Origin of the sequence: Brenneria roseae subsp. americana (genome assembly GCF_003115815.1) — a bacterium.
In the GTDB taxonomy this organism is placed as follows: Bacteria; Pseudomonadota; Gammaproteobacteria; order Enterobacterales; family Enterobacteriaceae; genus Brenneria; species Brenneria roseae.
Window position 1 is genome coordinate 173214 of record NZ_QDKJ01000001.1, and the last position, 24073, is coordinate 197286.

Genomic DNA, 24073 nt, shown 5'->3' on the forward strand with positions numbered 1-24073 from the left:
TCATGCTGGGAATGACTAGTTGACTCTATCTGCTATGATCCAGACAATCCTGTTTTTCACAAAAGTTGAGTAAGGATTTATGGAAGCGTGGCTGGATCATCTGGTTACTCAATCATTAGCGTATTCACTGATCGCCGTCATGCTGGTTGCCTTTCTGGAATCTCTTGCTCTGGTTGGCCTGTTGCTGCCGGGCACCGTTATGATGGCCACGTTGGGGGCACTGATCGGCAGTGGTCAGATGGGGTTATATCCCGCGTGGGCGGCGGGTATCGTCGGCTGTTTGCTGGGGGATTGGAGTTCTTATTTCATCGGCAGAACGTTTAAGCAACCGCTGCATCAATGGTCTTTCCTGAAAAAGCATCAAACGTTGCTCAATAAAACGGAACATGCCTTGTATCAACATCCTGTTCCGACGGTGTTGATTGGACGATTCGTCGGACCGACGCGTCCGCTGATTCCCATGGTTGCCGGTATGCTGGGGCTGCCGCCTTATAAATTTGCCGTGCCGAATATCATCGGTTGTCTGCTGTGGCCGCCGGCGTATTTTTTACCCGGCATATTGGCTGGCGTTGCCATTGATATTCCCGCGGGCATCGACAGTACCGGTTTTAAATGGCTATTGCTGGTTACCGCGTTACTGGTGTGGAGCGGCGCGTGGTTAAGCTGGCGCTGGTGGCGAGGCGATAAACGCAAAAAACGTGACTGGTTCAGTAAACGGTTGCCGCTCAGTCGGTTACGCTGGGTTGCTCCATTGACGCTGGCGGCGGCAGGGGTGGCATTGGCAACGCTGATCGCGCATCCGCTAATGCCTGTTTATCGTCACCTGCTGTGGCAGGTGCTGCATGGGTAACGTTTATCAGAGTGAACCTGGCGGATAATGAAGGTGAAGAAGCACGGGGTTATCCGGTTTGAAGATGTTGTACCCCGTGTATCTTCCGCTGTTCATTAACGTCAACAGCGCCACTTCAGTCAGCGGTCCTATCGATAAAACTCGGCTACCTGATCAAAGATGCGCATTTCCTCGCCATGACGCTGTACCTTAATCACATCTTCCAGTTTTTCTACCTGACTGATCATCTGCGGTAGTCGCTGATCGTCCTGCACCAGTAGCCAGATGCGGCTTTCATCGCCGCCGGCCAGCGGCATACAGAGAATCCCTTCCACGTTAAAGGCTCGACGGGCGAACAGTCCGCACACATGCGACATGACGCCGGGGTGGTTGCGCACCGAGAGTTCCAACGTGACCTGTTTTGAGGTGGATTGATGTGGCATGGTCTTAATCTCCGATCATATCAATGTTGGCGGCACCCGGCGGCACCATGGGATACACTTTTTCATTCACATCTATCAAGACGTGGATCAGCGCGGGGCCGGGGCGATTCAATGCTTCTGCCAGTGCCGTTCGCGGATCGTCTGCCGCATTCAGATCGCAGGTGGCGAAGCCGAAACCGGCGGCAATGGCCAGGAAATCGGTTCTGTAACGATAGTCTGCGGCGAAGATGCGGTTCTGGAAGAACAGATCCTGCTGCTGATGAACCAACCCCAGCGACTGGTTGTTCATCAGGATAATTTTGACATTCAGCCCTTCTTCTGCGGCGGTCGCCATTTCCTGAATATTCATCATCAGGCTGCCATCACCGGAAAAACACACCACGGTACGTTCAGGTTCGGCTAATGCGGCGCCCATCGCGGCGGGCAAACCGAAACCCATGGTGCCCAACCCGCCGGAGGTCAGCCACTGTCGTGGTCGGCGCAGTGGGTAAGATTGCGCAACCCACATCTGGTGTTGTCCGACATCGGTAGCAATGATGGCATCATCCGTCAGTGCCTGCGCGGCAGCCTGGATCAGGCCATAATGACTCAGCGGATCGTTAGCGTTCGGCATGTGGAACGGGAATTCATGCTGCAAGTCACCGATCGTTTTACGCCACACGTCGCGTCGTTGCGTTTCGATCAGTGGCAACAGTTGATCCAGCGCTTCGGCGACATCGGCATTCAGCGCGACATGCGATTGCCGGATCTTGCCCAGCTCAGCCGGATCGATATCAATATGAATCACGCTGGCCTGAGGACAGAACTGTTCCGCTTTACCAATCGCACGATCGTCAAAGCGAGCCCCCAGCACAATTAATAAATCCGCCTGCTGCAAGATCAAATTGGTTGAGCGTGCGGCATGCATACCCAGCATGCCAAGCGACAGCGGGTGATCCACTGGCATGGCGCCTAACGCCATCAGCGTCATGGTCGTGGGCAGATTAGCGCGTTCAGCCAGTTGCACGGCCTGTTCGTGTGCCGATGCGCTGATAATACCGCCGCCCAGATAGAGGATCGGACGCTGTGCCGTGTTAATCATGGCGGCTGCCTGCGCGATTTTCTGGGCATCAATGGCCGGCGGACGATCGTTTTGGCTTATTGGCGGCAGCATATCCAATTCGATCTCGGCCGTTTGTATATCTTTGGGAATATCGATCCATACCGGACCGGGCCGGCCGGATTGTGCGATGCGAAAGGCTTCAGGGATAACACGCGGTAACTCTTTGATGTCACGAACCAGATAGTTGTGTTTGGTCACCGGGATGGAAATGCCATAGGTGTCGACTTCCTGAAAGGCGTCTGTCCCGATCATGCTGGAGGACACCTGCCCGGTAATGCAGACCAATGGGATAGAATCGAGTTTGGCATCGGCAATGGCGGTCAGCAGGTTAGTTGCGCCCGGGCCGCTTGACGCCATGCAGACGGCGGCGCGCCCATTGGCCCTTGCCATGCCTTGAGCCATAAATCCTGCTCCCTGCTCGTGACGTGCCAGTACGTGTCGGATAGTTTTGCTCTGGCCGAGCGCGTCGTATAACGGCAGGGCTGCACCACCGGGGATCCCTGCTACTGTTGTGATGCCCTGCTGTTCGAGCAGCCGGACAATCAACTGGGCGCCTGTATAACGCATATTTATATCCTTCATCAGGGCCGGTGCGTTTTCAGAGCGGGGAGGGTAGAAACAAGAAACCCCGCTCGGCTGGCGCCGGCGGGGTTTGGGAATCTTGGTTTGATTCGGAACCCGTTACGGCGCGCTGCCGACGACGACCACCACAACCACGCGCACGACGACAACCGCGTCAACATGCGCGGTGCTTAGTAGTGCTGAAGTGGAAGAATAGTGCGTCACGGGAATCCTGTTATTAACGATTAAGTCACTTATTCATATAAGCACAGGTCGTGAAAAGGACACAATACCCGTGAGGGATAAAAAGCTGAAATCCGCGTGCGGTCACACTTTTTCTGGTAATGAACAAGCGCGTTTATCCCCGAATTCCCAGTATTTTCGCCGCATCGGCGCTGCCATCCTGCAATGCCAGTGTTGGTCCATCATAGCTAATCTGTCCATCGACAATCAGTATGGTACGTTCCGCTATGCGGATCGCATCGTCCAGATTATGGGAAACCATCAGCAGCGTGAGTTGGCGATCCAGACAAATCTCGTCGAGCAGTTCCAGCATTTCCAGGCGCAATGCGGGATCGAGCGCGGAAAACGGTTCATCCAGCAGCAGAATAGGGCGCTGGCGGACCAGACAGCGAGCCAACGCGGCCCGCTGCCGTTGTCCCCCTGAAACCTGTGACGGCAGACGGCTGAGCAATGTCGTCAATCCAACCTTGTCAGCAATGTGCCGCAGCGTTTCCCGCTGTGTGTCATTGAGACGCAGACCGGGGTTCAGGCCCAGCGCAATGTTTTGCTCGATAGTCAGATGGGGAAAGAGGTTATTTTCCTGAAACAGGATCGAGACCGGCCGTTTGGCGGGCGGCGTATGCCGATGTTCTTCGCCATTCAAACGCAATGTGCCGCTGTCTGCCATCAGAAAGCCGGCAATCAGATTCAGCAGCGTGCTTTTCCCCGCTCCGCTGGGGCCGAGAATAGCAACACGTTCGCCGGATTGAACGTGGAAATCAAAGCGCATGGGAAAGTGCTGATAGAGGTATGTCAGCTTATCAAGAGCGATCATGACGACCTGCCAGTTTTTCAATCAGGGTGAATAACGTAAAGCAGATAAGCATCAGTAACAGTGCGGTCACGGCGCCATCGGCGCTGCGATAGGAACCAATCTGCTGATAAAGATAAAAAGGCAAGGTGCGAAACTGCTCACTGCCGAACAATGCGATAACGCCAAAATCCCCAATCGACAATACGCTGGCAAAAGCCAGCGCCTGCGCCAGCGGCTGTTTCAGCGCGGTCAGTTCGATAATTTTTAAACGCCGCCAGCCCCGCAGATCCAGCGACAGGCAGAGCTGATTATAGCGTTCGGCTACGTCGTACATGGGATTTTCCAGCACTTTGAGCGCGTAGGGGATCGCCATCAGCGCGTTGGTCATCACGACTAACGCATAAGGGGAGTCCGGTAATCCCACCGTATTATTCAGTAACAGGAAAAAACCGGTCGCGAGCACAATGCCGGGCATGGCGAGGATCAGCATGCCGCTCAGGTTCATCAACTGACCGTACAAAGGTTGTTGGCGCAACTTCAGTTCCCGGCTGCTCCAGAGCAACATCATGGTCAGGGCAAGACACAGCAGACCTGCGCTCAGCGCAATACGCAGTGAGGTAAACAAGGTTTGCCACAAAACAGGCTGTTGCAACACGGCGATCAGTGAAAGATTAACGCCGTCAACAACCACCGCCAGCAGGGGCGGGGCCACTAAAAGCAGTAACGCGCCAATCAGCACGCTGTCACAAAACTGGCTCAACGGGCTGTCCTGCGGGTTACGCCATACTAACTGCTGGGTGCTGCCGACCGGCAAGATACGGCCCAGGCGCTGGCTGAGCAGCACCAGCCCGAGACAGCAGCTCATCTGGATTAACGCCAGTAACGCGGCGCGCGAGGGATCGTAATCAAAGCTCAGCGCCTGATAAATGGCCAATTCAATGGTGGTTGCCTGTGGACCGCCGCCAAGAGACAGCACGGTGGCAAAACTGGCAAAGCAAAGCATGAAAATCAGTGCGGCCGTCGGCAAAATTTGTCTGCGCAGTGCGGGCCATTCGACGATACGCAAATGCTGCCAATCATTCATGCCCAATTGAGCAGCCAACTGGCGCTGCTCTGTCGCAATACTTTCCAGCGATTGCAATAACAGGCGGGTCGCCAGCGGTAGGTTAAAGAAAATATGCGCCAGCAGAATGCCTTGCAGACCATAAGGTGAAAACGGGTAGGGCAGGCCTAAAAATCCCAGTAGCTGCGCCAGCCAACCTTGCCGGCCATACACGCTGAGCAGACCAAAAACGGCGACCAGCACGGGCAGCACCAGCGTCATGGCGCAGAGTCGCAATAGCCAACGGTAGCCGGGGAAACGGCGACGGTACAAGGCCCTGGCGAGGAAAATGGCGGGGACGGTAGAAAGCAGTGCGGACAGGAATGCCTGCCAGAAGGTGAATCGAATGACATGCCACAGATAGCTGTCCTGCCATAAGGTCTGCCACTGGCTGTCGGGGGCCTGTAGCCATAGCGCCCCGAAAGCCAGAACGGCGACTGAAATTAACAGCGTAGCAGCCAGTAATCCCGGCCACAGACTTCCTGCGGTCAGTGGCTGACTGCGCGTTGCCATGCCTGAATCCAGTTATTCCTTTGCTCCGCCACCTGTTGCGCGCTGTATTGCAATGCTTTCTCCGGTACAGGGAGGGTTGCGAATCCAGCCGGCAATTCGGTTGGGATAACCGGGTACATCCAGTTGGTCGTGGGAATCGCCTGCTGGAATGCCGGACTCAGAATGAATTGCATAAAACGTTTTGCCAGTTCCGGCTGTTTGCTGGCGGCCAGTTGCCCGGCGACTTCAATTTGCAGGTAATGCCCTTCACTGAAATTCGCGGCCGCGTAATTCTCTTTTTTCTCTTCAATAATGTGATACGCCGGAGATGTTGTATAGCTGAGTACCAGATCGGCCTCGCCTTTCAGGAACAGACCGTAGGCTTCGCTCCAGCCTTTGGTGACCGTAACGGTTTTTTTCGCCAGTTTCTGCCACGCCTGCGGAGCCTGATCGCCATACACTTGCTGCATCCATAACAGCAGTCCCAAACCCGGCGTACTGGTGCGCGGATCTTGATAAATCACTTTCCACGCTTCCGGACTGTCGATCAGCTCATGCAGGCTTTTGGGGGGATTCTTCAGGGTTTCTTTGTTGTAAACAAACGCAAAATAGCCGTAGTCGTAAGGGACAAACGTCGTGTTGTTCCACCCGCCAGGCACGTTAACCGCGCTGGTATCCAGATCGTTTTTTGTGAACAGGCCGGTCTGTTCCGCAGCCTGCAACAGGTTATTGTCCAGCCCTAAAATGATATCCGCCTTGCTGTTTTTACCTTCCATCCGCAGGCGGTTCAGCAGCGAGGCGCCATCTTCCAGCGCGACAAAATTCAGTTCGCACTCGCACTCTTTCTCAAACGCGGTTTTGATTACCGGACCCGGTCCCCATTCAGAGGCAAAAGAATCGTAGGTATATACGGTGAGCGCAGGTTTGGCGAAGGCCGGTGCGGAAATCAGTAAAAGACAAGGCAGGCTTTTTTTCAGCATGGCTGCCGAACGTTTTAATAACGATATATTTAACACTTTGCACTCCTGAGCATCATGGGGTGGCAAAGGTCTTTGAGTCAGCAATGAGCACTCTCAAATCCCTTCGCCGGTATTAACCGGATCAGGTTCGACGGGTGTTTTCTCAGCGAAAAATCTCGCGCCAATGTCAATCTTGTGGCGAAACATGTTCCGCACCCCGTTGAGAACGTCCCATTGTAAAGGGTTCAGGGGGGCAGGGGAAGGTTCTCAGTTTTCTGGCGGCGCAAACCAGGCTGATTTGAAGTCAAACCAGCCCAGCATATTCATTCTGATGCCTCGCATACTGCGCTGCCCCTGAAGTTTCAGCCAGTGATGGAGTAAAGGGTGTAGTTGGCCGCTGTTGACCAGCTTATCGCACCACTCTGCTATGGACAGGGTGTGATTGCGCCATTGCTGTGCATCATGGTGCAGATCGCTATCCAGACAGTGTTGCATCAGCGGCAGTTCATACAGCATCGCGAACAGCGAGAATTCGAGCGGTAAATAGCAGTTCACGCTACTGAACCAGATATCGCTTTCAATATTTCCCTGATACCAGTCTTCATAACTGACGATCTGTACGTGTAGCTTTACGCCATGTTTTTCCAGCAGCTTACTCATGATTTCACTGAGTATCCGGTACTCAGGATGTTCCTGATAAAAGGTCAGCGTAATTTGCTTAAGTCCCTGCGGCATGGGCAGCGGCTTGTCAGGCTGATGATGGTGCCAGCGTGGCAGCAGGCTATAGGCCGGTGACCAGTCGAGCTGACGGATAGCATCGGCGTGGCTCAGCAGGGCGATGGGGTTAAACACCTGCCAGAGCCAGCGGCGGATTTCCGGGCGTTTAGCCAGCGGAGAACGTTTATCGAACAGGATGAAATAGCAACCTTCCTCCATTCTGCTTTCCAACTGTTCATTGTGGGAATCATCGGACTGCAATTTGACGGAAACGGTCATTTCTTCCGGTCCTTCCGGCAATACCCAGATATTCACTTCATCAATAAGGGTCCGATAGCCAAAATAGTCATCGAACGCGCGTATTTTCATATGGCTGTTGTTATTGCTCACGACAGTGTAAGGACCGGTGCCAATGGGGCGTCGGGCAAAATCGGGCAGGGTTCGCCACTCCTGCGGCAGGATCATGGCGGGAACGCTGCCAAGCAGCCACGGCAGCCAGTGGTCGGCGCTGTGCAACTGCACATCAATCACAAAAGGCATCGGCGAGGTGACTTTTTTGATGTGAGAGAACAGCGGCAGTTCGGTTAGTCGGGTAAGCGAACTGATCACATCGTCCATCGTCAGCTCACGACCATGATGAAAACGGATAGAAGGACGCAGGTAGAATCGCCAACGCAACGGTTCCAGCATTTGCCAGTGATGCGCCAGATCGGGTTTTAGTTCCCCGTTTTCCTCATTTATATTAGTCAACCCGCTGAAAATTTGCCGGGCTATATGCATTTCCGAACGTCGTAATGCCGATCCTGGCAGTAGATTACACAGCGGGCGGTAATAGAGGATTCGCAGAATGTGTTTACCTTGCCGGAAACTGCGGCCAAGGTGGGCAAGCAGCATCTGACGTACCGTTTCTTTGTCGCCGACAAGCTGTACTAACTGATCGATGCGATCTTGCTCCAGTAAATCTTCTGCACGCTGCTGTTGCAGGGCCAAACCGGTATAAATGAACGCAAGCTGCGAGCGTTTGCCCCTGCCCGCTTCCGCCTGCCAGGTCAGCCATCCTTGCTGCTGCATCGCTCCCAGAAGAGAACGGATATGGCGACGTGAACAGCTTAAGACGCCGGCCAACTCTTGCAGCGTGGTGTCGGTGGTTTGTCCTTGAAAGTGTTGCCACAGACGGATGAACTGCTGTTGCAGACGGTTGGAAGACATAAAAGAGGAACTCCAGACCTTAAAGTCATCAATTTATCTTTCCCTATATTACGCCGATACTTTTACATAATGAAAGCGCGGAGGTGGCTTATGGCGATTTCACAGTTGTATCGGTTCTATCGGGTTTATCTTTCGACGTGCAAGGCGAAATGGCTGCGTTGGATGTCTGCTCAGCAGCGAGTGGCATTATTGCAACAGGCAACGCAGTGGCAAATTGTGGAGATGTCGGAAGAGGAATACCGTCACTGGATCTAGCGGTGGGAGAAGGTAGAGAAACATTCTGAGTAATGGTGCTTTTCACCAGCCAGCGAAACCTTTCGCTGGCTTTTTTTATGCATTTTTCCCCGTTGTGTCGAGTATTTTATCGACATTCTGATATTGATCATTAAGTAAAGAGTAGTAGTGGCTCAGTTTGTCTTTCTGGCTGGCGTTGCGTAGTTGTAATGCCAGATTGATGGCGGCAAGTTCCCTGGCATTGTCAGCGATTGCTTGCGGTATCTTCTTCTGTTTTGCAAGCCAGTCTGCAACTTCACCCCAATCCCACAGCGGAGAAGACCCCTTCAAACGCTGGACGGGAGAAGGAAAATCGCCAGCGCCGCGTTTCCCGTCTTTTAACAGCGCAATCGCCTGGCGTGACATAGCTGATAATGCGGCGATATCGCTGAGCCCAACCCATGCCGCGTCAACGGATTGGACATGGGCATTAATACCCGCAGACTCAATATCGCGAATGGCGCTCATTATCGCATCGGAAAAATCGGGACTTTCTCGATCAAATTCGAGATAGACGGTATTGCCGTAAAAACAGATCAGAGCATCATCGCAACCGCTGGAAAAAAGCGCATTTTCCAATCCTGTTGTTTCGGCGGTAACGCCCGATAGCGTGAGAGAAAAGTGATAGGTTGTCATGCGTTCCCCCATTAAACGGTTTTCTCGCTTAGTTTTTTTTCAATATTGCCAGACAGCTATCGACCTTACGGCAGATTTGTTTTGCATGATTTTCCGGATTTGACGGCGTGGACCAGATACTCATCATGTGGTCGTGATGGTTCTGTGTGCCGCAAATGAGCCTGCCAAAAGCATGACCGTTGCTGGGGTGAAATCTCCATCCCTGCGCTAAAGCATATTCAATGGCTGCCTGAATATGCTTATTCGGGTGTTTTTTCATCTTCATCCTGAATAATGAAATTAGGGTAATTGTAGTGTTGACAAATGTCAATATTACGCGGATATTAAATGAGAATGAAGTATAATTTATTTATTTATCAATTTGTTGCAATAAATAAAATACTGCGCGCCGCTTCGCAAATAGCGTTGCCGGGAAAAAATCGCGGAACACAGGGTTTATTCATGGGCGTAGTTTGATAAACGGCATGAAAGCCTGAATGGCGTTACGGATTGGCCGCCCCTGTCGCCAGAAATCATGTCCAGCGTCAGGGGCGGTTTTTAGAGAGGAACTAAACGTATCAGATCAATGCAGGAACGACGGCTGTTTTTGCTCGTAATCGGCGATAGAATCCTCGTGCTGCAACGTCAGCCCAATACTGTCCAGCCCGTTGATCATGCAGTGACGGCGGAAGCTGTCGATTTCAAATGGATAACTTTTCCCGCCGGCCAATACGGTCTGGTTCTCTAGATCTACGGTGAAAGTAATGCCTTCTTCACCGTCGACCAGTTTGAACAACGTATCAATATCTTCTTCGCTCAGCGTGACCGGCAGCAGTTGGTTATTGAACGAGTTACCGTAAAAAATATCGGCGAAACTCGGTGCGATCACCACCTTGAAGCCGTAATCGGTCAGCGCCCACGGCGCATGCTCGCGCGATGAACCACAGCCAAAGTTTTCACGCGCCAGCAGAATGCTGGCGCCTTTATAGCGTGGCTTATTCAGCACGAAGTCAGGATTGGGTTCCTGACCTGCTTCATCCAGAAAACGCCAGTCGTTAAACAGGTGCTGACCAAAGCCGGTTCGTGTGACCTTTTGCAGAAACTGTTTTGGAATGATGGCGTCGGTATCGACGTTAGCGGCATCCAGAGGAACCACCAGACCGATATGTTGCGTAAATTTAGCCATGTTGGTCTCTCTCTTAATTCAACTCGCGGATATCGGCAAAATGCCCCGTCACAGCAGCAGCGGCGGCCATCGCCGGGCTGACCAGATGGGTGCGTCCGGCACGGCCCTGACGCCCTTCAAAGTTACGATTACTGGTTGATGCGCAGCGTTCGCCGGGGTTCAGACGGTCATTGTTCATCGCCAGACACATTGAACAACCGGGCAGACGCCATTCGAAACCGGCTTCGATAAACACTTTATCCAGCCCTTCCAGTTCCGCCATGGTTTTAACCGGGCCTGAACCAGGTACCACAATGGCCTGAACGCCCTGAGCAACCTTACGTCCTTTGGCAATCTCGGCCGCCGCGCGCAGGTCTTCGATACGCGAGTTGGTGCAGGAGCCGATAAACACTTTATCAATCGCAACGTCTGTCAGCCTAATGCCGGGTTGTAAATCCATATAGGCCAGCGCCTTGGCGGCGGAAGCGCGTTCTACCGGATCGATGAACGATTCAGGGAACGGAATGATCTGATCGACGGCGATAACCTGACCCGGGTTGGTGCCCCAGGTAACCTGAGGTGCTATCTGGGCCGCATCCAGCGTGACAATGGTATCGAACTGCGCGTCGTCGTCTGACTTCAGCGTGCTCCAGTAGGCGACTGCCGCATCCCAATCCGTGCCTTTCGGCGCAAATTGACGTCCTTTCAGATAATTGAACGTGGTTTCATCCGGTGCGACCAGACCGGCTTTGGCGCCCATTTCAATCGCCATGTTGCACAGCGTCATACGGCCTTCCATGCTCAGCGCCTGAATGGCCTTACCACAGAATTCAACCACATGGCCGGTACCGCCCGCGCTACCGGTTTTACCGATAATCGCCAGCACGATGTCTTTGGCGGTAATTCCCGGCGCGGCATCGCCCGCCACTTCGATCTTCATGGTTTTGGCGCGCCCCTGTTTCAGGGTCTGCGTCGCCAGAACATGCTCAACTTCCGATGTGCCGATACCAAAGGCCAGAGAGCCAAAGGCGCCGTGCGTGGCGGTGTGGGAGTCGCCGCAGACGATGGTCATCCCCGGCAGCGTCATCCCCTGTTCCGGGCCGATAACGTGGACGATCCCCTGATTCGGGTGATTCAGGTCATACAGCTGTACGCCAAATTCAGCGCAGTTTTTAATCAGTTCCTGCATCTGAATACGGGCCATTTCACCACAGGCATTGATATCTTTGGTCTGGGTGGAAACGTTGTGATCCATGGTGGCGAAAGTTTTACCCGGCTGACGAACCTTACGTCCCTTCGCCCGCAGGCCGTCAAACGCCTGTGGCGAGGTCACTTCGTGTACCAGATGACGGTCAATATACAGCAGAGGCGTTTCATTCGGCGCTTCGTAGACGACATGCGCATCGAACAATTTTTGATATAACGTCTTACCCATGGTTATGCCCCTTGTGCAACAAACCGGGCGATGATATCGCCCATTTCATCCGTACCGACCGCATTGCCTTCGCTGGCCAGATCCGACGTGCGATAGCCTTCAGCCAGCGCCGTGTTAACCGCTTTTTCGATAGCGTCGGCGGCATCATCAGCCCCCACGCTGTAACGCAGCAGCAGCGCCAGCGATAAAATTTGCGCGATCGGGTTGGCAATGTTTTGACCGGCGATATCCGGCGCAGATCCCCCCGCCGGCTCATACAAACCAAATCCCTGATCGTTGAGGCTGGCAGAAGGCAACATCCCCATGGAACCGGTAATCATGGCGCATTCGTCTGACAGAATGTCGCCGAACAGGTTGGAGCACAGCAGCACGTCAAACTGGGACGGATCTTTAATCAACTGCATGGTGGCGTTGTCGATGTACAGATGGGACAGCTTCACATCTGGATATTCTTTGGCGATTTCGTTAACGATTTCACGCCACAGGATAGAACTCTGCAAAACGTTGGCTTTATCGATGGACGTCACGATACTGCGGCGTTTACGTGCAGATTCAAACGCGATATGCGCGATGCGCTCAATCTCGAAACGGTGATAGATCTCGGTGTCGAAAGCGCGTTCATGTTGGCCGCTGCCTTCGCGCCCTTTGGGCTGACCGAAATAGATACCGCCGGTCAGTTCCCGCACGCACAGGATATCAAACCCCTTGGCGGCGATATCGCCGCGCAGAGGACAAAACGCTTCCAGCCCTTGATACAGGCGAGCCGGGCGCAGGTTGCTGAATAATCTGAAATGCTTACGCAGCGGCAATAACGCACCACGTTCCGGCTGTTCCGCAGGAGGCAGATGCTCCCATTTCGGGCCGCCGACCGAACCAAACAGAATGGCGTCGGCCTGTTCACATCCGGCGATGGTTGCCTGCGGCAGCGGGGTATTCTGGCGATCGATGGCAATGCCGCCGACGTCATATTCGCTGGTGGTAATACGGAGATTAAAGCGCTGACGTACGGCGTCCAACACTTTGTGGGCCTGCGCCATTACTTCCGGGCCAATACCGTCTCCGGGTAAGACGGCAATATGGTAGCTTTTGCTCATCACACTGTTTCCTGACTGTTTTGTTGTTTGCTGTCGTGTTGTTGATTACTGTGCTGCTGCAGACGCTGAATTTCTTTTTCTACCTGCTGAGCGCGTTTGATATTGTTTAATACATTTACCATCGCCTGGGCGGAAGATTCAACGATATCCGTTGCCAGGCCGACGCCATGGAAACGGCGACCCTGATAATCCGCGACGATATCCACCTGACCCAACGCATCTCTGCCTTGTCCTTTGGCGGTCAGTTGATATTTAACCAGTGAAACCTGATATCCGGTGATACGGTTAATCGCCTGATAGACGGCATCAACCGGACCATTGCCCGTTGCGGCTTCCGCCTGCGTTTCATCTCCGCAGTTCAGTTTGACTGATGCGGTTGCCATCACGCTTGAACCGGACTGCACGCTGAAATAATCCAGGCTGTAAAAGTCCTGCTCTTCCTGCTGGCTATTGATAAACGCCAGCGCTTCCAGATCGTAATCGAAAACCTGACCTTTTTTGTCGGCCAGTTTCAGGAAGGCGGAATATAAATCATCCAGATTGTAGTCGCTGTCCTGATAGCCCATTTCTTCCATGCGGTGTTTTACTGCCGCACGGCCAGAGCGGGAAGTCAGATTCAACTGGACTTCTTTCAGGCCGATGGATTCCGGCGTCATGATTTCGTAATTTTCGCGGTTTTTCAGCACGCCATCCTGATGGATGCCGGAGGAGTGGGCGAAAGCGTTGGCGCCCACCACGGCTTTGTTGGCGGGAATCGGCATGTTGCAGATCTGGCTGACCAACTGGCTGGTACGGTAGATTTCCTGATGATTGATATTGGTATGGACATTCAGGATGTTATGACGGGTTTTAATCGCCATGATCACTTCTTCCAGGGAACAGTTGCCGGCACGTTCGCCGATGCCGTTCAGCGTGCCTTCTACCTGGCGGGCGCCGGCATGAACCGCCGCCATCGCATTGCCTACCGCCAGCCCCAGATCGTCGTGGGTATGAACCGAAATGATGGCTTTATCGATATTGGGAACGCGCTCGTACAGAGAGGCGATGATATTGCCGAATTCATGGGGCATGGTGTAGCCGACAGTATCCGGAATGTTGATTGTGCGGGCGCCGGCATTGATTGCGGCTTCCACAACGCGGCTCAGATCCGCGATCGGCGTACGGCCAGCGTCTTCGCAGGAGAACTCGACGTCGTCAGTGTAGTTACGGGCGTACTTGATCATATAGATGGCGCGTTCGATGACTTCGTCCAGCGTACTGCGCAGTTTGGTGGCGATATGCATCGGCGAGGTGGCGATAAAGGTATGGATGCGGAATGCATCCGCCACGCGCAGCGCCTCGGCGGCAACATCAATATCCTTCTCTACACAGCGAGTCAGTCCGCAGACCCGGCTGTTTTTGACGTTGCGGGCGATAGTCTGTACGGATTCGAAGTCGCCAGGTGAGGAAACCGGGAAGCCAACTTCCATTACGTCAACGCCCATTCTTTCCAGAGCCAGTGCAATCTGGAGTTTCTCTTTCACACTCAGACTGGCCTGCAGAGCCTGTTCTCCGTCACGTAATGTGGTATCAAAAATAATAACTTGCTGGCTCATCGGTTTGATTCCTTATCGTATTTACTTGGCGCCCGGCGAGTAAAAAAAAACCCGCGCATCGGCGCGGGTTTTTATTGGGTGGCGTGAAATCAGTTCTGAATTTTACCCACCAGCATACCGCGCAACGTAGATGCGTTTAGTAGTAGGCCTAGTAGGAAAGTGAAATTGAACATGATGTCTCGTCATCTGAAATTCGATATTGCACTATTGGTACTTTATTTCTATGGGTATGTCAACTACTCGTTTAGTGTGACGTGGGTCAAGTAAGCCATCGATGACCCGCTATTTATGCCTGAAAGATCGTTGCGGTTTTAAACCATACCGGTAGACTGCAGCCAAAATAATGTACAGCTGTACGCTAAAATTTTTTCAGACACATTTCTCTATCCATCTTTTCTGGATCAATAGTTTTTTACAGATGAATAATCCTTTACAGCCATACCATATGGTACACCGGGTACAACATCAGATCGCGCATTGCTCTGGGCGCATCGCGTTGCGTGAATGGGCGTCAGCCGAAGAGAAACAGCTTACCTGGTCACAGGCAGGCCAGCGCATCCGGCGGATTGCCAGTTCGTTACTGGCATTGGGGCTGGAGGTGCAGGAAAGCGTCGCCATTTTCTCTCACAATTCGATGAACTGGGCGCTCGCCGATTTATCCCTGCTGCACCTGCGAGCCATCAGCGTGCCTATTTATGCCACCAATACCTCGTCGCAGGCCGCATTTATCATTAATGATGCCGATATCCACACCATTTTTGTCGGTAGCCAGACGCAGTTCGATGCGCTGCTGGGGTTACGCGACATCTGTCCGCAACTGCGTAATATCATTGTGATGGAAGATGGTGTGGACTTACGCGATTGCGACATTGCCGTTACCCTGCGTGAATTTGAATCTCAGGCTGTGGAAGAGTTCTGGCATAGCGAACTGCAAAACCGCATTGATAATCGCGAACTCAGTGATTTGTTCACGCTGATTTATACCTCGGGCACAACGGGTGAACCCAAAGGCGTGATGCTGGATTACGCTAATATGGCGATGCAACTTAAACTCCACGAGCGACGCCTGAGCGTCTCTGATGTTGACCGTTCGTTGTGCTTCCTGCCGTTATCCCACGTGTTTGAACGCGCCTGGAGTTTTTTCATCATGCATAGCGGTGCGCAGAATGTGTATCTCAGTGACACCAATCTGGTTCGTGATGCCATGCAGGCGGTTAAACCGACAATGATGTGTGCTGTTCCTCGCTTCTACGAGAAAGTGTACAGCGCCGTCCATGAAAAAGTGGCACAGGCGCCCTGGTATCGCCAACATCTGTTCCGCTGGGCTATCGCTCAGGGACAAGCCGTTTGTCTGATGCGTCGTGCGGGGAGACGTCCTGGTATGCTGCGCAGCATCATGCATCGTTATGCCGATCGTCTGGTTCTTGGCAAATTACGCCAGCTTTTAGGCGGGCAGATCCGTTTCATGCCGGCGGCCGGCGCACGATTGGATGACAATATCATCCAGTTCTTCCTGTCCATGGGCGTACGTATCGTATACGGGTACGGTATGACGGAAACCTGTGCGACGGTTTCCTGCTGGGAAGAACGGCATTTCCGTTTAGGATCGATTGGGACTCCCTTGCCGGAGATTGACGTTCGTATCGGCGTGGATAACGAAATTCAGGTGCGCGGCGCCACGGTGATGCGCGGTTATTTTCATCGCCCACAGGAAACGGCTGAAGTCTTTACCGATGATGGCTGGCTCAAAACCGGTGACGCCGGTGAGTTGGATGCGGACGGTAATCTGTTCATCACGGAACGTCTGAAAGATTTGATGAAGACTTCAGGCGGAAAATATATCGCGCCGCAGCATCTGGAAGGGACGTTGGGACAGGATCGCTTCATTGATCAGGTCGCGATTATTGCAGATACGCGCAAGTACGTCTCTGCCTTGATTGTTCCTTGCTTTGAAGCATTGGAAGAATATGCCCGCTCCGTTAATCTGAAATACCACGATCGTCTGGAACTGCTGCGGCACAGCCATATTATCGAACTATTCGAGCAGCGCCTGCGCGAGATGCAAAAAGAGTTATCCCGCGTTGAACAAGTGAAAAAATTTACTCTGCTGCCGGTGCCGTTTTCGATGGAGGAGGGCGAGCTTACGCCAACATTGAAACTGCGTCGTAAGGTGATTAATCAGCGCTACCGGTTGGAAATCGACGCCATGTATTCGGAGTCCTGAGGCCGTATTGCGGAACCCGAATCGTTAATTTTCGGCATCAAGATTTCACTCTGTAATTTATGGCCTTCGTGGCAGATTTTTCAGGCCCGAAGGCCACTCATCAGCGTTTTATCTTAATTCTTGTTCTTTCTGCGATTCATTCCCTGTTTTCCCCTTAAAGTAGAACGGATTTTGCCGTTTGCCTGCATCCGAATCTGGCGTTATTGTAATTAGTTATATTTAAAGCCCCGTTTTATTAAAATGTCACGCTATTAAGCGCGGTTTGCGCCAGACTGATTTCGGACGGCGGGCGGCAATACACCTGTAATCTGACATGATGACAGGCATAAACGTTAACAGTATTAAATCAATGTGAGTACGGGGATTTCCCCTGTCAATACAGAAGCGTATTCGCTTTCTGAACAAAAGAGGCAAACCCATGGAGATGTTGTCAGGCGCCGAGATGGTGGTTCGATCGTTGATCGATCAGGGCGTAAAACATGTGTTCGGCTATCCCGGCGGTGCCGTGCTGGATATTTACGATGCCCTGCATACGGTCGGTGGCATTGAACATATTTTGGTGCGCCACGAACAGGGTGCGGTCCATATGGCCGATGGCTATGCGCGTGCCACGGGCGACGTCGGCGTAGTGCTGGTAACGTCTGGTCCCGGTGCAACCAATGCGATTACCGGTATTGCGACTGCTTATATGGATTCAATTCCGATGGTCGTGCTGTCCGGTCAGGTGGCGACATCGCTGATTGGCTACGATGCATTTCAGGAATGCGACATGGTGGGGATTTCCCGGCCGATCGTGAAGCACAGTTTTCTGGTCAAACAGGCGGAAGATGTACCGACGGTACTGAAGAAAGCGTTTTATCTGGCGTCCAGCGGTCGTCCTGGTCCGGTGGTGGTGGATTTGCCGAAGGATGTGATGAATCCGGCCAACAAACTGCCTTACGTTTATCCCGACCATGTCAGCATGCGTTCCTATAACCCGACGGTTCAGGGACATAAAGGGCAGATTCGCCGCGCATTGCAAACGCTGCTGGCGGCTGAAAAACCGGTTATCTACAGCGGCGGCGGGGTCATCAATTCTGGTTGTCACGAGGAACTTCTGGCGTTTGCCGAGAAGCTCAATATTCCCGTTACCTGTTCACTGATGGGGCTGGGCGGTTTTCCGGGGACGCATCGCCAATGTCTCGGCATGCTGGGTATGCACGGTACTTATGAAGCCAATATGGCGATGCATCACGCCGATGTTATTTTTGCGGTTGGCGTGCGTTTTGACGATCGCACGACCAATAATCTGGCGAAATATTGTCCTAATGCTACCGTTCTGCACATCGATATCGATCCCGCATCAATTTCCAAAACGGTAAGTGCGGATATTCCGATTGTGGGTGACGCCAAACAGGTACTGGGTCTGATGCTCGAATTGCTGGCTCAGGATGAAACCAGACAGCAGTTTGACGCGCTGCGTGACTGGTGGCAGAACATTGAGCAATGGCGTGCCCGGCATTGCCTGAAATACAGCACCGAAAGCGACAGCATCAAGCCGCAGGCCGTGATTGAAGCGCTGTACCGCCTGACTGACGGTAACGCGTATATCGCATCAGACGTGGGCCAACATCAGATGTTTGCCGCGCTCTATTATCCCTTTGATTTGCCTCGCCGCTGGGTGAACTCCGGTGGATTGGGAACCATGGGGTTCGGTCTGCCCGCGGCGTTGGGGATTAAACTTGCTCTGCCGGAAGAAACCGTTATCTGCGTGACCGGCGACGGCAGTATCCAGATGAATATTCAGGAACTGTCTACCGCGTTGCAGTATGACTTGCCTGTGGTGGTGGTTAATCTGAACAACCGTTTTCTGGGCATGGTAAAGCAATGGCAGGATATGATTTATTCAGGCCGCCACTCCAACTCCTATATGGAATCTCTGCCGGATTTTGTGAAGCTGGCCGAGGCTTACGGACATATCGGTATTTCCATTAATACGCCGGATGAACTGGAAGAAAAATTGGCGCAGGCGCTGGCGCAGAAAAATCGCCTGGTGTTTGTCGATGTCAAGATCGACAGCAGTGAGCATGTTTATCCTATGCAGATTCGCGGTGGCGCAATGGATGAAATGTGGCTTAGCAAAACGGAGAGGACCTGATCATGCGTCGGATTTTATCAGTATTACTTGAAAATGAATCAGGTGCATTGTCACGTGTTATCGGTCTGTTCTCACAGCGTGGCTACAACATTGAAAGCCTGACGGTTGCGCCTACCGACGATCCAACGTTATCGCGCATGACGATTCAGACCGTTGGTGATGAGAAGGTGCTGGAGCAGATCGAGAAGCAACTGCATAAATTGGTGGACGTGCTGCGTGTCAGTGAGTTAGTGCAGGGATCCCACGTCGAACGTGAAATCATGCTGGTCAAATTACAGGCAACGGGATACGGGCGTGAGGAAGTGAAACGTTGCACTGATATTTTTCGCGGACAGATTGTTGACGTGACGTCTTCGCTGTACACCGTCCAACTGGCCGGCACCAGCGATAAACTGGATGCGTTCCTGAACGCCGTGCGTGAAGTGGCGGAAATCGTGGAAGTGGCGCGTTCTGGTATCGTCGGCGTCGCCCGTGGCGATAAGATCATGCGTTAATATTATTTTTCGCTGCTTTTTCTCTTAAGAGGCTCGATAATATATATCGAGCCTCTTAATTTTTTCCTGCGATACCCTATCTATACTCTAAATAATTCGAGTTGCAGGAAGGCGGCAAGGGAAGGACAACTTCGTCGGGAACGAATTTGAACAGCCAACGGCTGGCCTTCGGTGAGAGACAGGATGTCTCTCATTAATCCCGATGAGCTTACTCAGGTAAGTGATTCGGGTGACTGAGCGCAGCCAACGCACATGCAACTTGAAGTATGACGGGTATATACCAATAGATTTCAACACGTGGAAAGGGTGAGAACGTACAGGTTCAACCAACATCACGGCGCTTGAAATCTGAAGGCGATATGATAAAAGCGGTTGCCGTTCGGCAACTTCTGCTGTTAGATCTACGCGATATCCATGATGAGCTTATGGTCATCGCTATTTTATTTATCCGGCTTACTGAGGGGTTAACGTGAAACTGGATGAAATCGCGCGTCTTGCGGGTGTTTCACGCACTACCGCCAGCTATGTGATTAACGGGAAAGCCAAGCAATATCGCGTCAGCGATAAGACCGTTGAGAAAGTCATGGCTGTGGTTAGAAAGTACAATTATCATCCCAATGCTGTTGCTGCTGGATTACGTGCCGGACGTACGCGTTCTATTGGGCTCGTTATTCCGGATCTGGAAAATACCAGCTATACGCGAATTGCCAATTATCTGGAACGTCAGGCGCGGCAACGTGGCTACCAACTGTTGATCGCCTGCTCTGAAGATCAACCTGATAATGAAATGCGCTGCATCGAACATCTGCTGCAACGCCAGGTTGATGCGATCATCGTCTCCACGGCGTTGCCGCCTGAGCATCCGTTCTATCAACGCTGGGCGAATAACAGCCTGCCGATTATTGCATTGGACAGGGCGTTGGACCGTGAGCATTTTACCAGTGTGGTGGGCGCCGATCTGGAAGACGCCGAAATGCTGGCTCAAGAACTCAGGAAAATACCAGCAGAGTCTGTCCTGTATCTTGGCGCATTACCGGAGCTTTCCGTCAGTTTTCTGCGCGAACAGGGATTTCGTCAGGCGTGGGCGGATGATCCCCGGGAGGTTCATTACCTTTATGCCAATAGCTATGAACGCGTAGCGGCAGCGGCGGTGTTTGCTGACTATCTTAAAGATCATCCGATGCCGAAGGCGCTGTTCACCACGGCTTTCCCGCTGTTGCAGGGCGTGATGGATGTGACGCTGAAACAAAGCGGACGTTTACCGAGTAATCTGGCTATCGCGACCTTTGGCGATAATGAGCTGCTGGATTATCTGGAATGCCCGGTATTGTCAGTTGCTCAGCGTCATCGAGAAGTGGCCGAGCGTGTGTTGGAGCTGGTTCTGGCGAGTCTGGATGAACCGAAGAAACCGAAGCCTGGCTTGAATCGTATCCGACGTAATCTGTATCGTCGCGGTTCACTCAGCCGGCACTAAATTCCGCTGTTATTCTTATCGCGCCATACATCATGATGTATGGCGCTTTTCTTTTATCCTGAAACGGTTACCCGGAAAAGCCGACGGCAGTATTCCAGAAAATATCCGTACAGGATGCCCATCACCATTGAAATCACTGCATTACTGGTAACCGCAGTCAGCATTTGCGATGAGTCAGCGCCAATTGTCCAGAGGATGGCAACATAGACCGGGGACTGAAAACTGACATAGGCGAACAGATCGGCCAGATTACGCACGATAAAGTGGTTTGAACCGTGGTGTCTGGCAAAATGCAGGATACGATCGCGATAAATGCCATAGGGCCAGGCAATAGCAATATTGACAGGAATAGATAGCAGTCTTGACGAAAGCGACTGTTCAAAACTCATGCCGGACAGCACAATCTCGATCACCATGCCGGTGATGAAGCAATACACGACTAATGCAAAGGTATCTGCTGTTGCACTGCGCAATCTTGATGTAGGGGAAAACATACCAGTTCACTCCGAAACGAAGCCTAGGATAAAAATCAGGTAATGACGCTTAATAAAGGTTTTTATTTTTGCTTTATAAGTTATGCGTAGTGTACATCACTGCTTATTGGATGAATAAGTAGCTATAAATTTTTATTTTTGACTTCGTGGTCAGCTTTTTCGCTACTTTATATTCGATTCGCCAATTTTTTACGTATTTACCGCGCTGTCCTGGTTAAAAGTTGTTGTTTAACAAATGGTTGATGTTCTTGCGCCGCCAGGTGTAGCGGTTAGAAAAATAGCGTTAAGGAAAGGGAGGTATGGCTGGCAAAAAATGGTGGGTTTATACCCATTCTCTTTTTGATGGCGCGAAAACGGATATGAGCGGCGCTATTTATTCCGTGTCAGCCAAAATGGATGTTTCCTTTTTTGCCGACTGATTTAGCTCGTTAGAAAACGTAAATTAAAGTAAATCGACTGATTAATAAAGAATCGATGATGACAATGTCAGATATGTGACGTTGAGCAAATGTTAACAACCGCGGTATAATTGCGCATGCCAAGCGAAAGCCTTGTGATGCAAGGCCTTAGGCTGACTAAGACTATTCTGGAAAGGTTTATATTTGGTATCATCCTGTGACAGGAAAAATAATCGGCCAGCATGAAATTATTGCTATATCTTTAAGCGATCTTATTTAATCAGCGAATTTCTCTTAAATTTTCATGACGTTAATCTTTATTAATTCTTCACCGCTATTCTTTTTACCCTCATGGCAGCCAAGAATCATATAGAAATAATTCCAAAGCACGCCCGCTCTGGCTTGACAAGGTTTTAATACCCTCCGTACACTCTTCAATGTGGGGATTTGTGGGATAAAGTGGTGAAAAAGGTTATGAAGGAGTAATTCACGCATGTTTCGTGGGGCTACGCTGGTTAACCTCGACAGCAAGGGGCGGCTTGCCGTACCAACCCGTTATCGGGAAACGCTGAATGAGGAATCGCAAGGTCAAATGGTTTGTACCATTGATCTTCATCAGCCGTGCCTGCTGCTTTATCCCTTGCCCGCATGGGAAATTATTGAACAAAAGCTTTCTCGTCTGTCGAGTATGAATCCGGCTGAACGGCGTGTTCAGCGTTTGTTGCTGGGGCATGCCAGTGAGTGTCAGATGGATAACGCCGGGCGTTTGTTATTAGCCAACACGCTGCGGCAGCACGCAGGTCTGAAAAAAGAAGTGATGCTGGTCGGACAGTTCAACAAGTTTGAATTGTGGGATGAACAGACCTGGTATCAACAGGTCAGGGAAGATATCGATGCTGAACAATCGACTCAGGAACCGTTGTCTGAGCGGTTGCAGGACTTATCACTATAGACATGCTGGAAAATTATAAACATACCACCGTACTGCTTGATGAGGCTGTTAACGGTCTGAACATTCGCAGCAACGGTGTCTATATAGACGGTACTTTTGGCCGTGGCGGTCACTCTCGCCTTATTCTTTCCCAATTGGGACCGGAAGGACGTCTACTGGCTATCGATCGCGATCCTCAAGCTATCGAAGCTGCCAAAGCGATAGACGATCCCCGTTTTTCTATTATTCACGGCCCTTTTTCCGCGCTTGCGGATTATATGGCTGAGCGTGACCTGACCGGGCGCGTTGACGGTGTTCTGCTGGATCTGGGCGTTTCCTCGCCGCAGCTCGACGATCCTGAGCGCGGTTTTTCATTTATGCGCGACGGCCCGCTGGATATGCGTATGGATCCCACCCGCGGGGTGTCCGCGGCCGAATGGCTGATGAAAGCGGAAGCCGATGATATTGCCTGGGTACTGAAAACCTTCGGTGAAGAGCGTTTTGCCAAGCGGATTGCCCGCGCCATTGTTGAGCGTAACCGTACAGAACCCATGACGCGGACGAAAGCGTTGGCTGAGCTGATTGCCGCCGCCAGTCCGATTCGTGAAAAACACAAGCATCCGGCGACGCGCAGCTTTCAGGCGATCCGAATTTATATCAACAGCGAACTGGAAGAGATCGAGCAGGCATTGAACGGCGCGTTGAGCGTCTTGGCGCCGCATGGTCGTTTGTCCGTGATTAGCTTCCATTCGCTGGAAGACCGAATTGTTAAACGCTTCATCCGTCATCAAAGCCGTGGCCCTCAGGTACCGGCGGGTATGCCGCTGACGGAAGAACAGTTGCGTAGCCAGGGCGGACAAACGTTAAAGGCCGTGGGAAAAATGATGCCTTCCGCTGAGGAAGTCGCGGAAAACCCACGCGCGCGCAGTTCTGTTCTGCGGTTTGCCGAGAGATTGCCAGCATGATAGGCAATGAGCGTCATGGGTTGGTCGGCGTTATCGGCGACGATTTGCTTCGTCATGCCAAGCTGCCCATGTTGCTGATGATTGCGGTTCTGGTGTCAGCGGTGTTTGTCGTGACAACGGCTCACAAGACGCGCTTGCTGACGGCGGAACGTGAACAATTACTGTTGGAGCGTGATGCGCTGGATATTGAGTGGCGCAACCTGATTCTGGAAGAGAACTCGTTAGGGGATCATAGCCGCGTAGAGCGGATCGCGACGGAAAAACTGCAAATGGGGCATGTCGATCCGTCACAGGAAAATATTGTGGTTAAGCAATGAACTAAAATAGGC

General features: G+C 52.1%; 23 protein-coding genes and 1 riboswitch. Of the genes, 9 read left to right on the top strand and 14 right to left on the bottom strand.

The genetic code is table 11. The features are described 5' to 3' along the window. Nucleotides 1–79 precede the first annotated feature (79 nt). Entirely contained in the window at nucleotides 80–850 is a 771-nt protein-coding gene (locus B4923_RS00760) for a DedA family protein (RefSeq protein ID WP_109052443.1), read from the top strand. Between the two features lie 128 nt (nucleotides 851–978). Here the strand turns inward: B4923_RS00760 and ilvN (B4923_RS00765) are convergent, their stop codons facing one another. From ilvN (B4923_RS00765) to sgrR, 7 genes are all read right to left on the bottom strand, one after another. Further along, on the bottom strand, nucleotides 979–1272 hold the full coding sequence (gene ilvN, locus B4923_RS00765; protein WP_109052444.1) for an acetolactate synthase small subunit: 294 nt from the start codon (nucleotides 1270–1272) through the stop codon (nucleotides 979–981). Between the two features lie 4 nt (nucleotides 1273–1276). Then, nucleotides 1277–2941 (bottom strand): acetolactate synthase large subunit, encoded by a 1665-nt coding sequence (gene ilvB, locus B4923_RS00770; protein ID WP_170115989.1) that lies wholly within the window; start codon nucleotides 2939–2941, stop codon nucleotides 1277–1279. A gap of 114 nt (nucleotides 2942–3055) precedes the next feature. Then, nucleotides 3056–3160 (bottom strand): ilvB operon leader peptide IvbL, encoded by a 105-nt coding sequence (locus B4923_RS00775; protein ID WP_109052446.1) that lies wholly within the window; start codon nucleotides 3158–3160, stop codon nucleotides 3056–3058. Between the two features lie 133 nt (nucleotides 3161–3293). Continuing rightward, a complete protein-coding gene (gene thiQ / locus B4923_RS00780; protein ID WP_109052447.1) occupies nucleotides 3294–3992 on the bottom strand; it encodes a thiamine ABC transporter ATP-binding protein ThiQ in 699 nt (232 codons plus the stop codon). Beyond that, a complete protein-coding gene (thiP, locus tag B4923_RS00785) occupies nucleotides 3979–5586 on the bottom strand; it encodes a thiamine/thiamine pyrophosphate ABC transporter permease ThiP (RefSeq protein WP_109052448.1) in 1608 nt (535 codons plus the stop codon). Before thiP ends, thiQ begins: the two co-directional genes overlap by 14 nt. After that, entirely contained in the window at nucleotides 5562–6545 is a 984-nt protein-coding gene (thiB, locus tag B4923_RS00790) for a thiamine ABC transporter substrate binding subunit (RefSeq protein WP_109052672.1), read from the bottom strand. Before thiB ends, thiP begins: the two co-directional genes overlap by 25 nt. Before the next feature lie 80 nt (nucleotides 6546–6625). Further along, nucleotides 6626–6754, bottom strand: a riboswitch (TPP riboswitch). A gap of 37 nt (nucleotides 6755–6791) precedes the next feature. After that, nucleotides 6792–8450 (bottom strand): HTH-type transcriptional regulator SgrR, encoded by a 1659-nt coding sequence (sgrR, locus tag B4923_RS00795; protein WP_109052449.1) that lies wholly within the window; start codon nucleotides 8448–8450, stop codon nucleotides 6792–6794. 90 nt (nucleotides 8451–8540) lie between these two features. On the opposite strand from sgrR, the gene sgrT reads away from it, so the two are divergent. Beyond that, complete coding sequence (sgrT, locus tag B4923_RS00800; RefSeq protein WP_109052450.1) at nucleotides 8541–8705, top strand: glucose uptake inhibitor SgrT; 165 nt, start codon at nucleotides 8541–8543, stop codon at nucleotides 8703–8705. 75 nt (nucleotides 8706–8780) lie between these two features. Here sgrT and B4923_RS00805 read toward each other — a convergent pair whose 3' ends face one another. The 6 genes from B4923_RS00805 to leuA form a co-directional block, all read right to left on the bottom strand. Then, a complete protein-coding gene (locus B4923_RS00805; protein WP_109052451.1) occupies nucleotides 8781–9359 on the bottom strand; it encodes a helix-turn-helix transcriptional regulator in 579 nt (192 codons plus the stop codon). A gap of 28 nt (nucleotides 9360–9387) precedes the next feature. Further along, the gene (locus B4923_RS21020) at nucleotides 9388–9618 is read right to left on the bottom strand and encodes a hypothetical protein (RefSeq protein WP_109052452.1); all 231 of its coding nucleotides are present in this window, start codon (nucleotides 9616–9618) and stop codon (nucleotides 9388–9390) included. Between the two features lie 303 nt (nucleotides 9619–9921). Continuing rightward, nucleotides 9922–10524: a 3-isopropylmalate dehydratase small subunit gene (leuD, locus tag B4923_RS00815; RefSeq protein ID WP_109052453.1), complete on the bottom strand. Its 603-nt coding sequence runs from the start codon at nucleotides 10522–10524 to the stop codon at nucleotides 9922–9924. Between the two features lie 13 nt (nucleotides 10525–10537). Beyond that, complete coding sequence (leuC, locus tag B4923_RS00820; protein WP_109052454.1) at nucleotides 10538–11938, bottom strand: 3-isopropylmalate dehydratase large subunit; 1401 nt, start codon at nucleotides 11936–11938, stop codon at nucleotides 10538–10540. A 2-nt stretch (nucleotides 11939–11940) separates the two neighbouring features. Continuing rightward, nucleotides 11941–13032: a 3-isopropylmalate dehydrogenase gene (leuB, locus tag B4923_RS00825; RefSeq protein WP_109052455.1), complete on the bottom strand. Its 1092-nt coding sequence runs from the start codon at nucleotides 13030–13032 to the stop codon at nucleotides 11941–11943. Then, a complete protein-coding gene (gene leuA / locus B4923_RS00830) occupies nucleotides 13032–14627 on the bottom strand; it encodes a 2-isopropylmalate synthase (protein ID WP_109052456.1) in 1596 nt (531 codons plus the stop codon). The genes leuB and leuA overlap by 1 nt, the downstream gene beginning before the upstream one ends. A 418-nt stretch (nucleotides 14628–15045) precedes the next feature. On the opposite strand from leuA, the gene B4923_RS00840 reads away from it, so the two are divergent. The 4 genes from B4923_RS00840 (at nucleotide 15046) to cra (ending at nucleotide 20956) form a co-directional block, all read left to right on the top strand. Next, a complete protein-coding gene (locus tag B4923_RS00840; RefSeq protein ID WP_109052673.1) occupies nucleotides 15046–16851 on the top strand; it encodes an AMP-dependent synthetase/ligase in 1806 nt (601 codons plus the stop codon). A gap of 418 nt (nucleotides 16852–17269) precedes the next feature. Further along, on the top strand, nucleotides 17270–18988 hold the full coding sequence (gene ilvI / locus B4923_RS00845) for an acetolactate synthase 3 large subunit (protein ID WP_109052458.1): 1719 nt from the start codon (nucleotides 17270–17272) through the stop codon (nucleotides 18986–18988). Nucleotides 18989–18990: 2 nt separating this feature from the next. Beyond that, a complete protein-coding gene (ilvN, locus tag B4923_RS00850; protein WP_168709736.1) occupies nucleotides 18991–19482 on the top strand; it encodes an acetolactate synthase small subunit in 492 nt (163 codons plus the stop codon). Between the two features lie 469 nt (nucleotides 19483–19951). Then, the gene (gene cra, locus B4923_RS00855; RefSeq protein ID WP_109052460.1) at nucleotides 19952–20956 is read left to right on the top strand and encodes a catabolite repressor/activator; all 1005 of its coding nucleotides are present in this window, start codon (nucleotides 19952–19954) and stop codon (nucleotides 20954–20956) included. A 53-nt stretch (nucleotides 20957–21009) separates the two neighbouring features. On the opposite strand, the gene B4923_RS00860 is transcribed toward cra, so the two are convergent. Next, on the bottom strand, nucleotides 21010–21450 hold the full coding sequence (locus tag B4923_RS00860) for an L-alanine exporter AlaE (RefSeq protein ID WP_109052461.1): 441 nt from the start codon (nucleotides 21448–21450) through the stop codon (nucleotides 21010–21012). 891 nt (nucleotides 21451–22341) lie between these two features. Between B4923_RS00860 and mraZ the strand changes: the two genes are divergently transcribed. The 3 genes from mraZ to ftsL are packed head-to-tail and all read left to right on the top strand — an operon-like array spanning nucleotide 22342 to nucleotide 24061. Further along, a complete protein-coding gene (gene mraZ, locus B4923_RS00870; protein WP_109052463.1) occupies nucleotides 22342–22800 on the top strand; it encodes a division/cell wall cluster transcriptional repressor MraZ in 459 nt (152 codons plus the stop codon). Nucleotides 22801–22802: 2 nt separating this feature from the next. Then, on the top strand, nucleotides 22803–23744 hold the full coding sequence (rsmH, locus tag B4923_RS00875; protein WP_109052464.1) for a 16S rRNA (cytosine(1402)-N(4))-methyltransferase RsmH: 942 nt from the start codon (nucleotides 22803–22805) through the stop codon (nucleotides 23742–23744). Further along, a complete protein-coding gene (gene ftsL / locus B4923_RS00880; RefSeq protein WP_109052465.1) occupies nucleotides 23741–24061 on the top strand; it encodes a cell division protein FtsL in 321 nt (106 codons plus the stop codon). The genes rsmH and ftsL overlap by 4 nt, the downstream gene beginning before the upstream one ends. Nucleotides 24062–24073 lie beyond the last annotated feature (12 nt).

Excerpts from the sequence above, each read along its gene's own strand:
- sgrR (WP_109052449.1), bottom strand. The coding sequence starts at position 8,450 with ATGTCTTCCAACCGTCTGCAACAGCAGTTCATCCGTCTGTGGCAACAC.
- ftsL (WP_109052465.1), top strand. The coding sequence starts at position 23,741 with ATGATAGGCAATGAGCGTCATGGGTTGGTCGGCGTTATCGGCGACGAT.
- B4923_RS00805 (WP_109052451.1), bottom strand. The coding sequence starts at position 9,359 with ATGACAACCTATCACTTTTCTCTCACGCTATCGGGCGTTACCGCCGAA.
- rsmH (WP_109052464.1), top strand. The coding sequence starts at position 22,803 with ATGCTGGAAAATTATAAACATACCACCGTACTGCTTGATGAGGCTGTT.
- B4923_RS21020 (WP_109052452.1), bottom strand. The coding sequence starts at position 9,618 with ATGAAAAAACACCCGAATAAGCATATTCAGGCAGCCATTGAATATGCT.
- mraZ (WP_109052463.1), top strand. The coding sequence starts at position 22,342 with ATGTTTCGTGGGGCTACGCTGGTTAACCTCGACAGCAAGGGGCGGCTT.
- thiQ (WP_109052447.1), bottom strand. The coding sequence starts at position 3,992 with ATGATCGCTCTTGATAAGCTGACATACCTCTATCAGCACTTTCCCATG.
- leuD (WP_109052453.1), bottom strand. The coding sequence starts at position 10,524 with ATGGCTAAATTTACGCAACATATCGGTCTGGTGGTTCCTCTGGATGCC.
- ilvB (WP_170115989.1), bottom strand. The coding sequence starts at position 2,941 with ATGCGTTATACAGGCGCCCAGTTGATTGTCCGGCTGCTCGAACAGCAG.
- sgrT (WP_109052450.1), top strand. The coding sequence starts at position 8,541 with ATGGCGATTTCACAGTTGTATCGGTTCTATCGGGTTTATCTTTCGACG.
- ilvN (WP_109052444.1), bottom strand. The coding sequence starts at position 1,272 with ATGCCACATCAATCCACCTCAAAACAGGTCACGTTGGAACTCTCGGTG.
- leuC (WP_109052454.1), bottom strand. The coding sequence starts at position 11,938 with ATGGGTAAGACGTTATATCAAAAATTGTTCGATGCGCATGTCGTCTAC.
- leuA (WP_109052456.1), bottom strand. The coding sequence starts at position 14,627 with ATGAGCCAGCAAGTTATTATTTTTGATACCACATTACGTGACGGAGAA.
- B4923_RS00840 (WP_109052673.1), top strand. The coding sequence starts at position 15,046 with ATGAATAATCCTTTACAGCCATACCATATGGTACACCGGGTACAACAT.
- leuB (WP_109052455.1), bottom strand. The coding sequence starts at position 13,032 with ATGAGCAAAAGCTACCATATTGCCGTCTTACCCGGAGACGGTATTGGC.
- thiP (WP_109052448.1), bottom strand. The coding sequence starts at position 5,586 with ATGGCAACGCGCAGTCAGCCACTGACCGCAGGAAGTCTGTGGCCGGGA.
- thiB (WP_109052672.1), bottom strand. The coding sequence starts at position 6,545 with ATGCTGAAAAAAAGCCTGCCTTGTCTTTTACTGATTTCCGCACCGGCC.
- B4923_RS00860 (WP_109052461.1), bottom strand. The coding sequence starts at position 21,450 with ATGTTTTCCCCTACATCAAGATTGCGCAGTGCAACAGCAGATACCTTT.
- B4923_RS00760 (WP_109052443.1), top strand. The coding sequence starts at position 80 with ATGGAAGCGTGGCTGGATCATCTGGTTACTCAATCATTAGCGTATTCA.
- ilvN (WP_168709736.1), top strand. The coding sequence starts at position 18,991 with ATGCGTCGGATTTTATCAGTATTACTTGAAAATGAATCAGGTGCATTG.
- ilvI (WP_109052458.1), top strand. The coding sequence starts at position 17,270 with ATGGAGATGTTGTCAGGCGCCGAGATGGTGGTTCGATCGTTGATCGAT.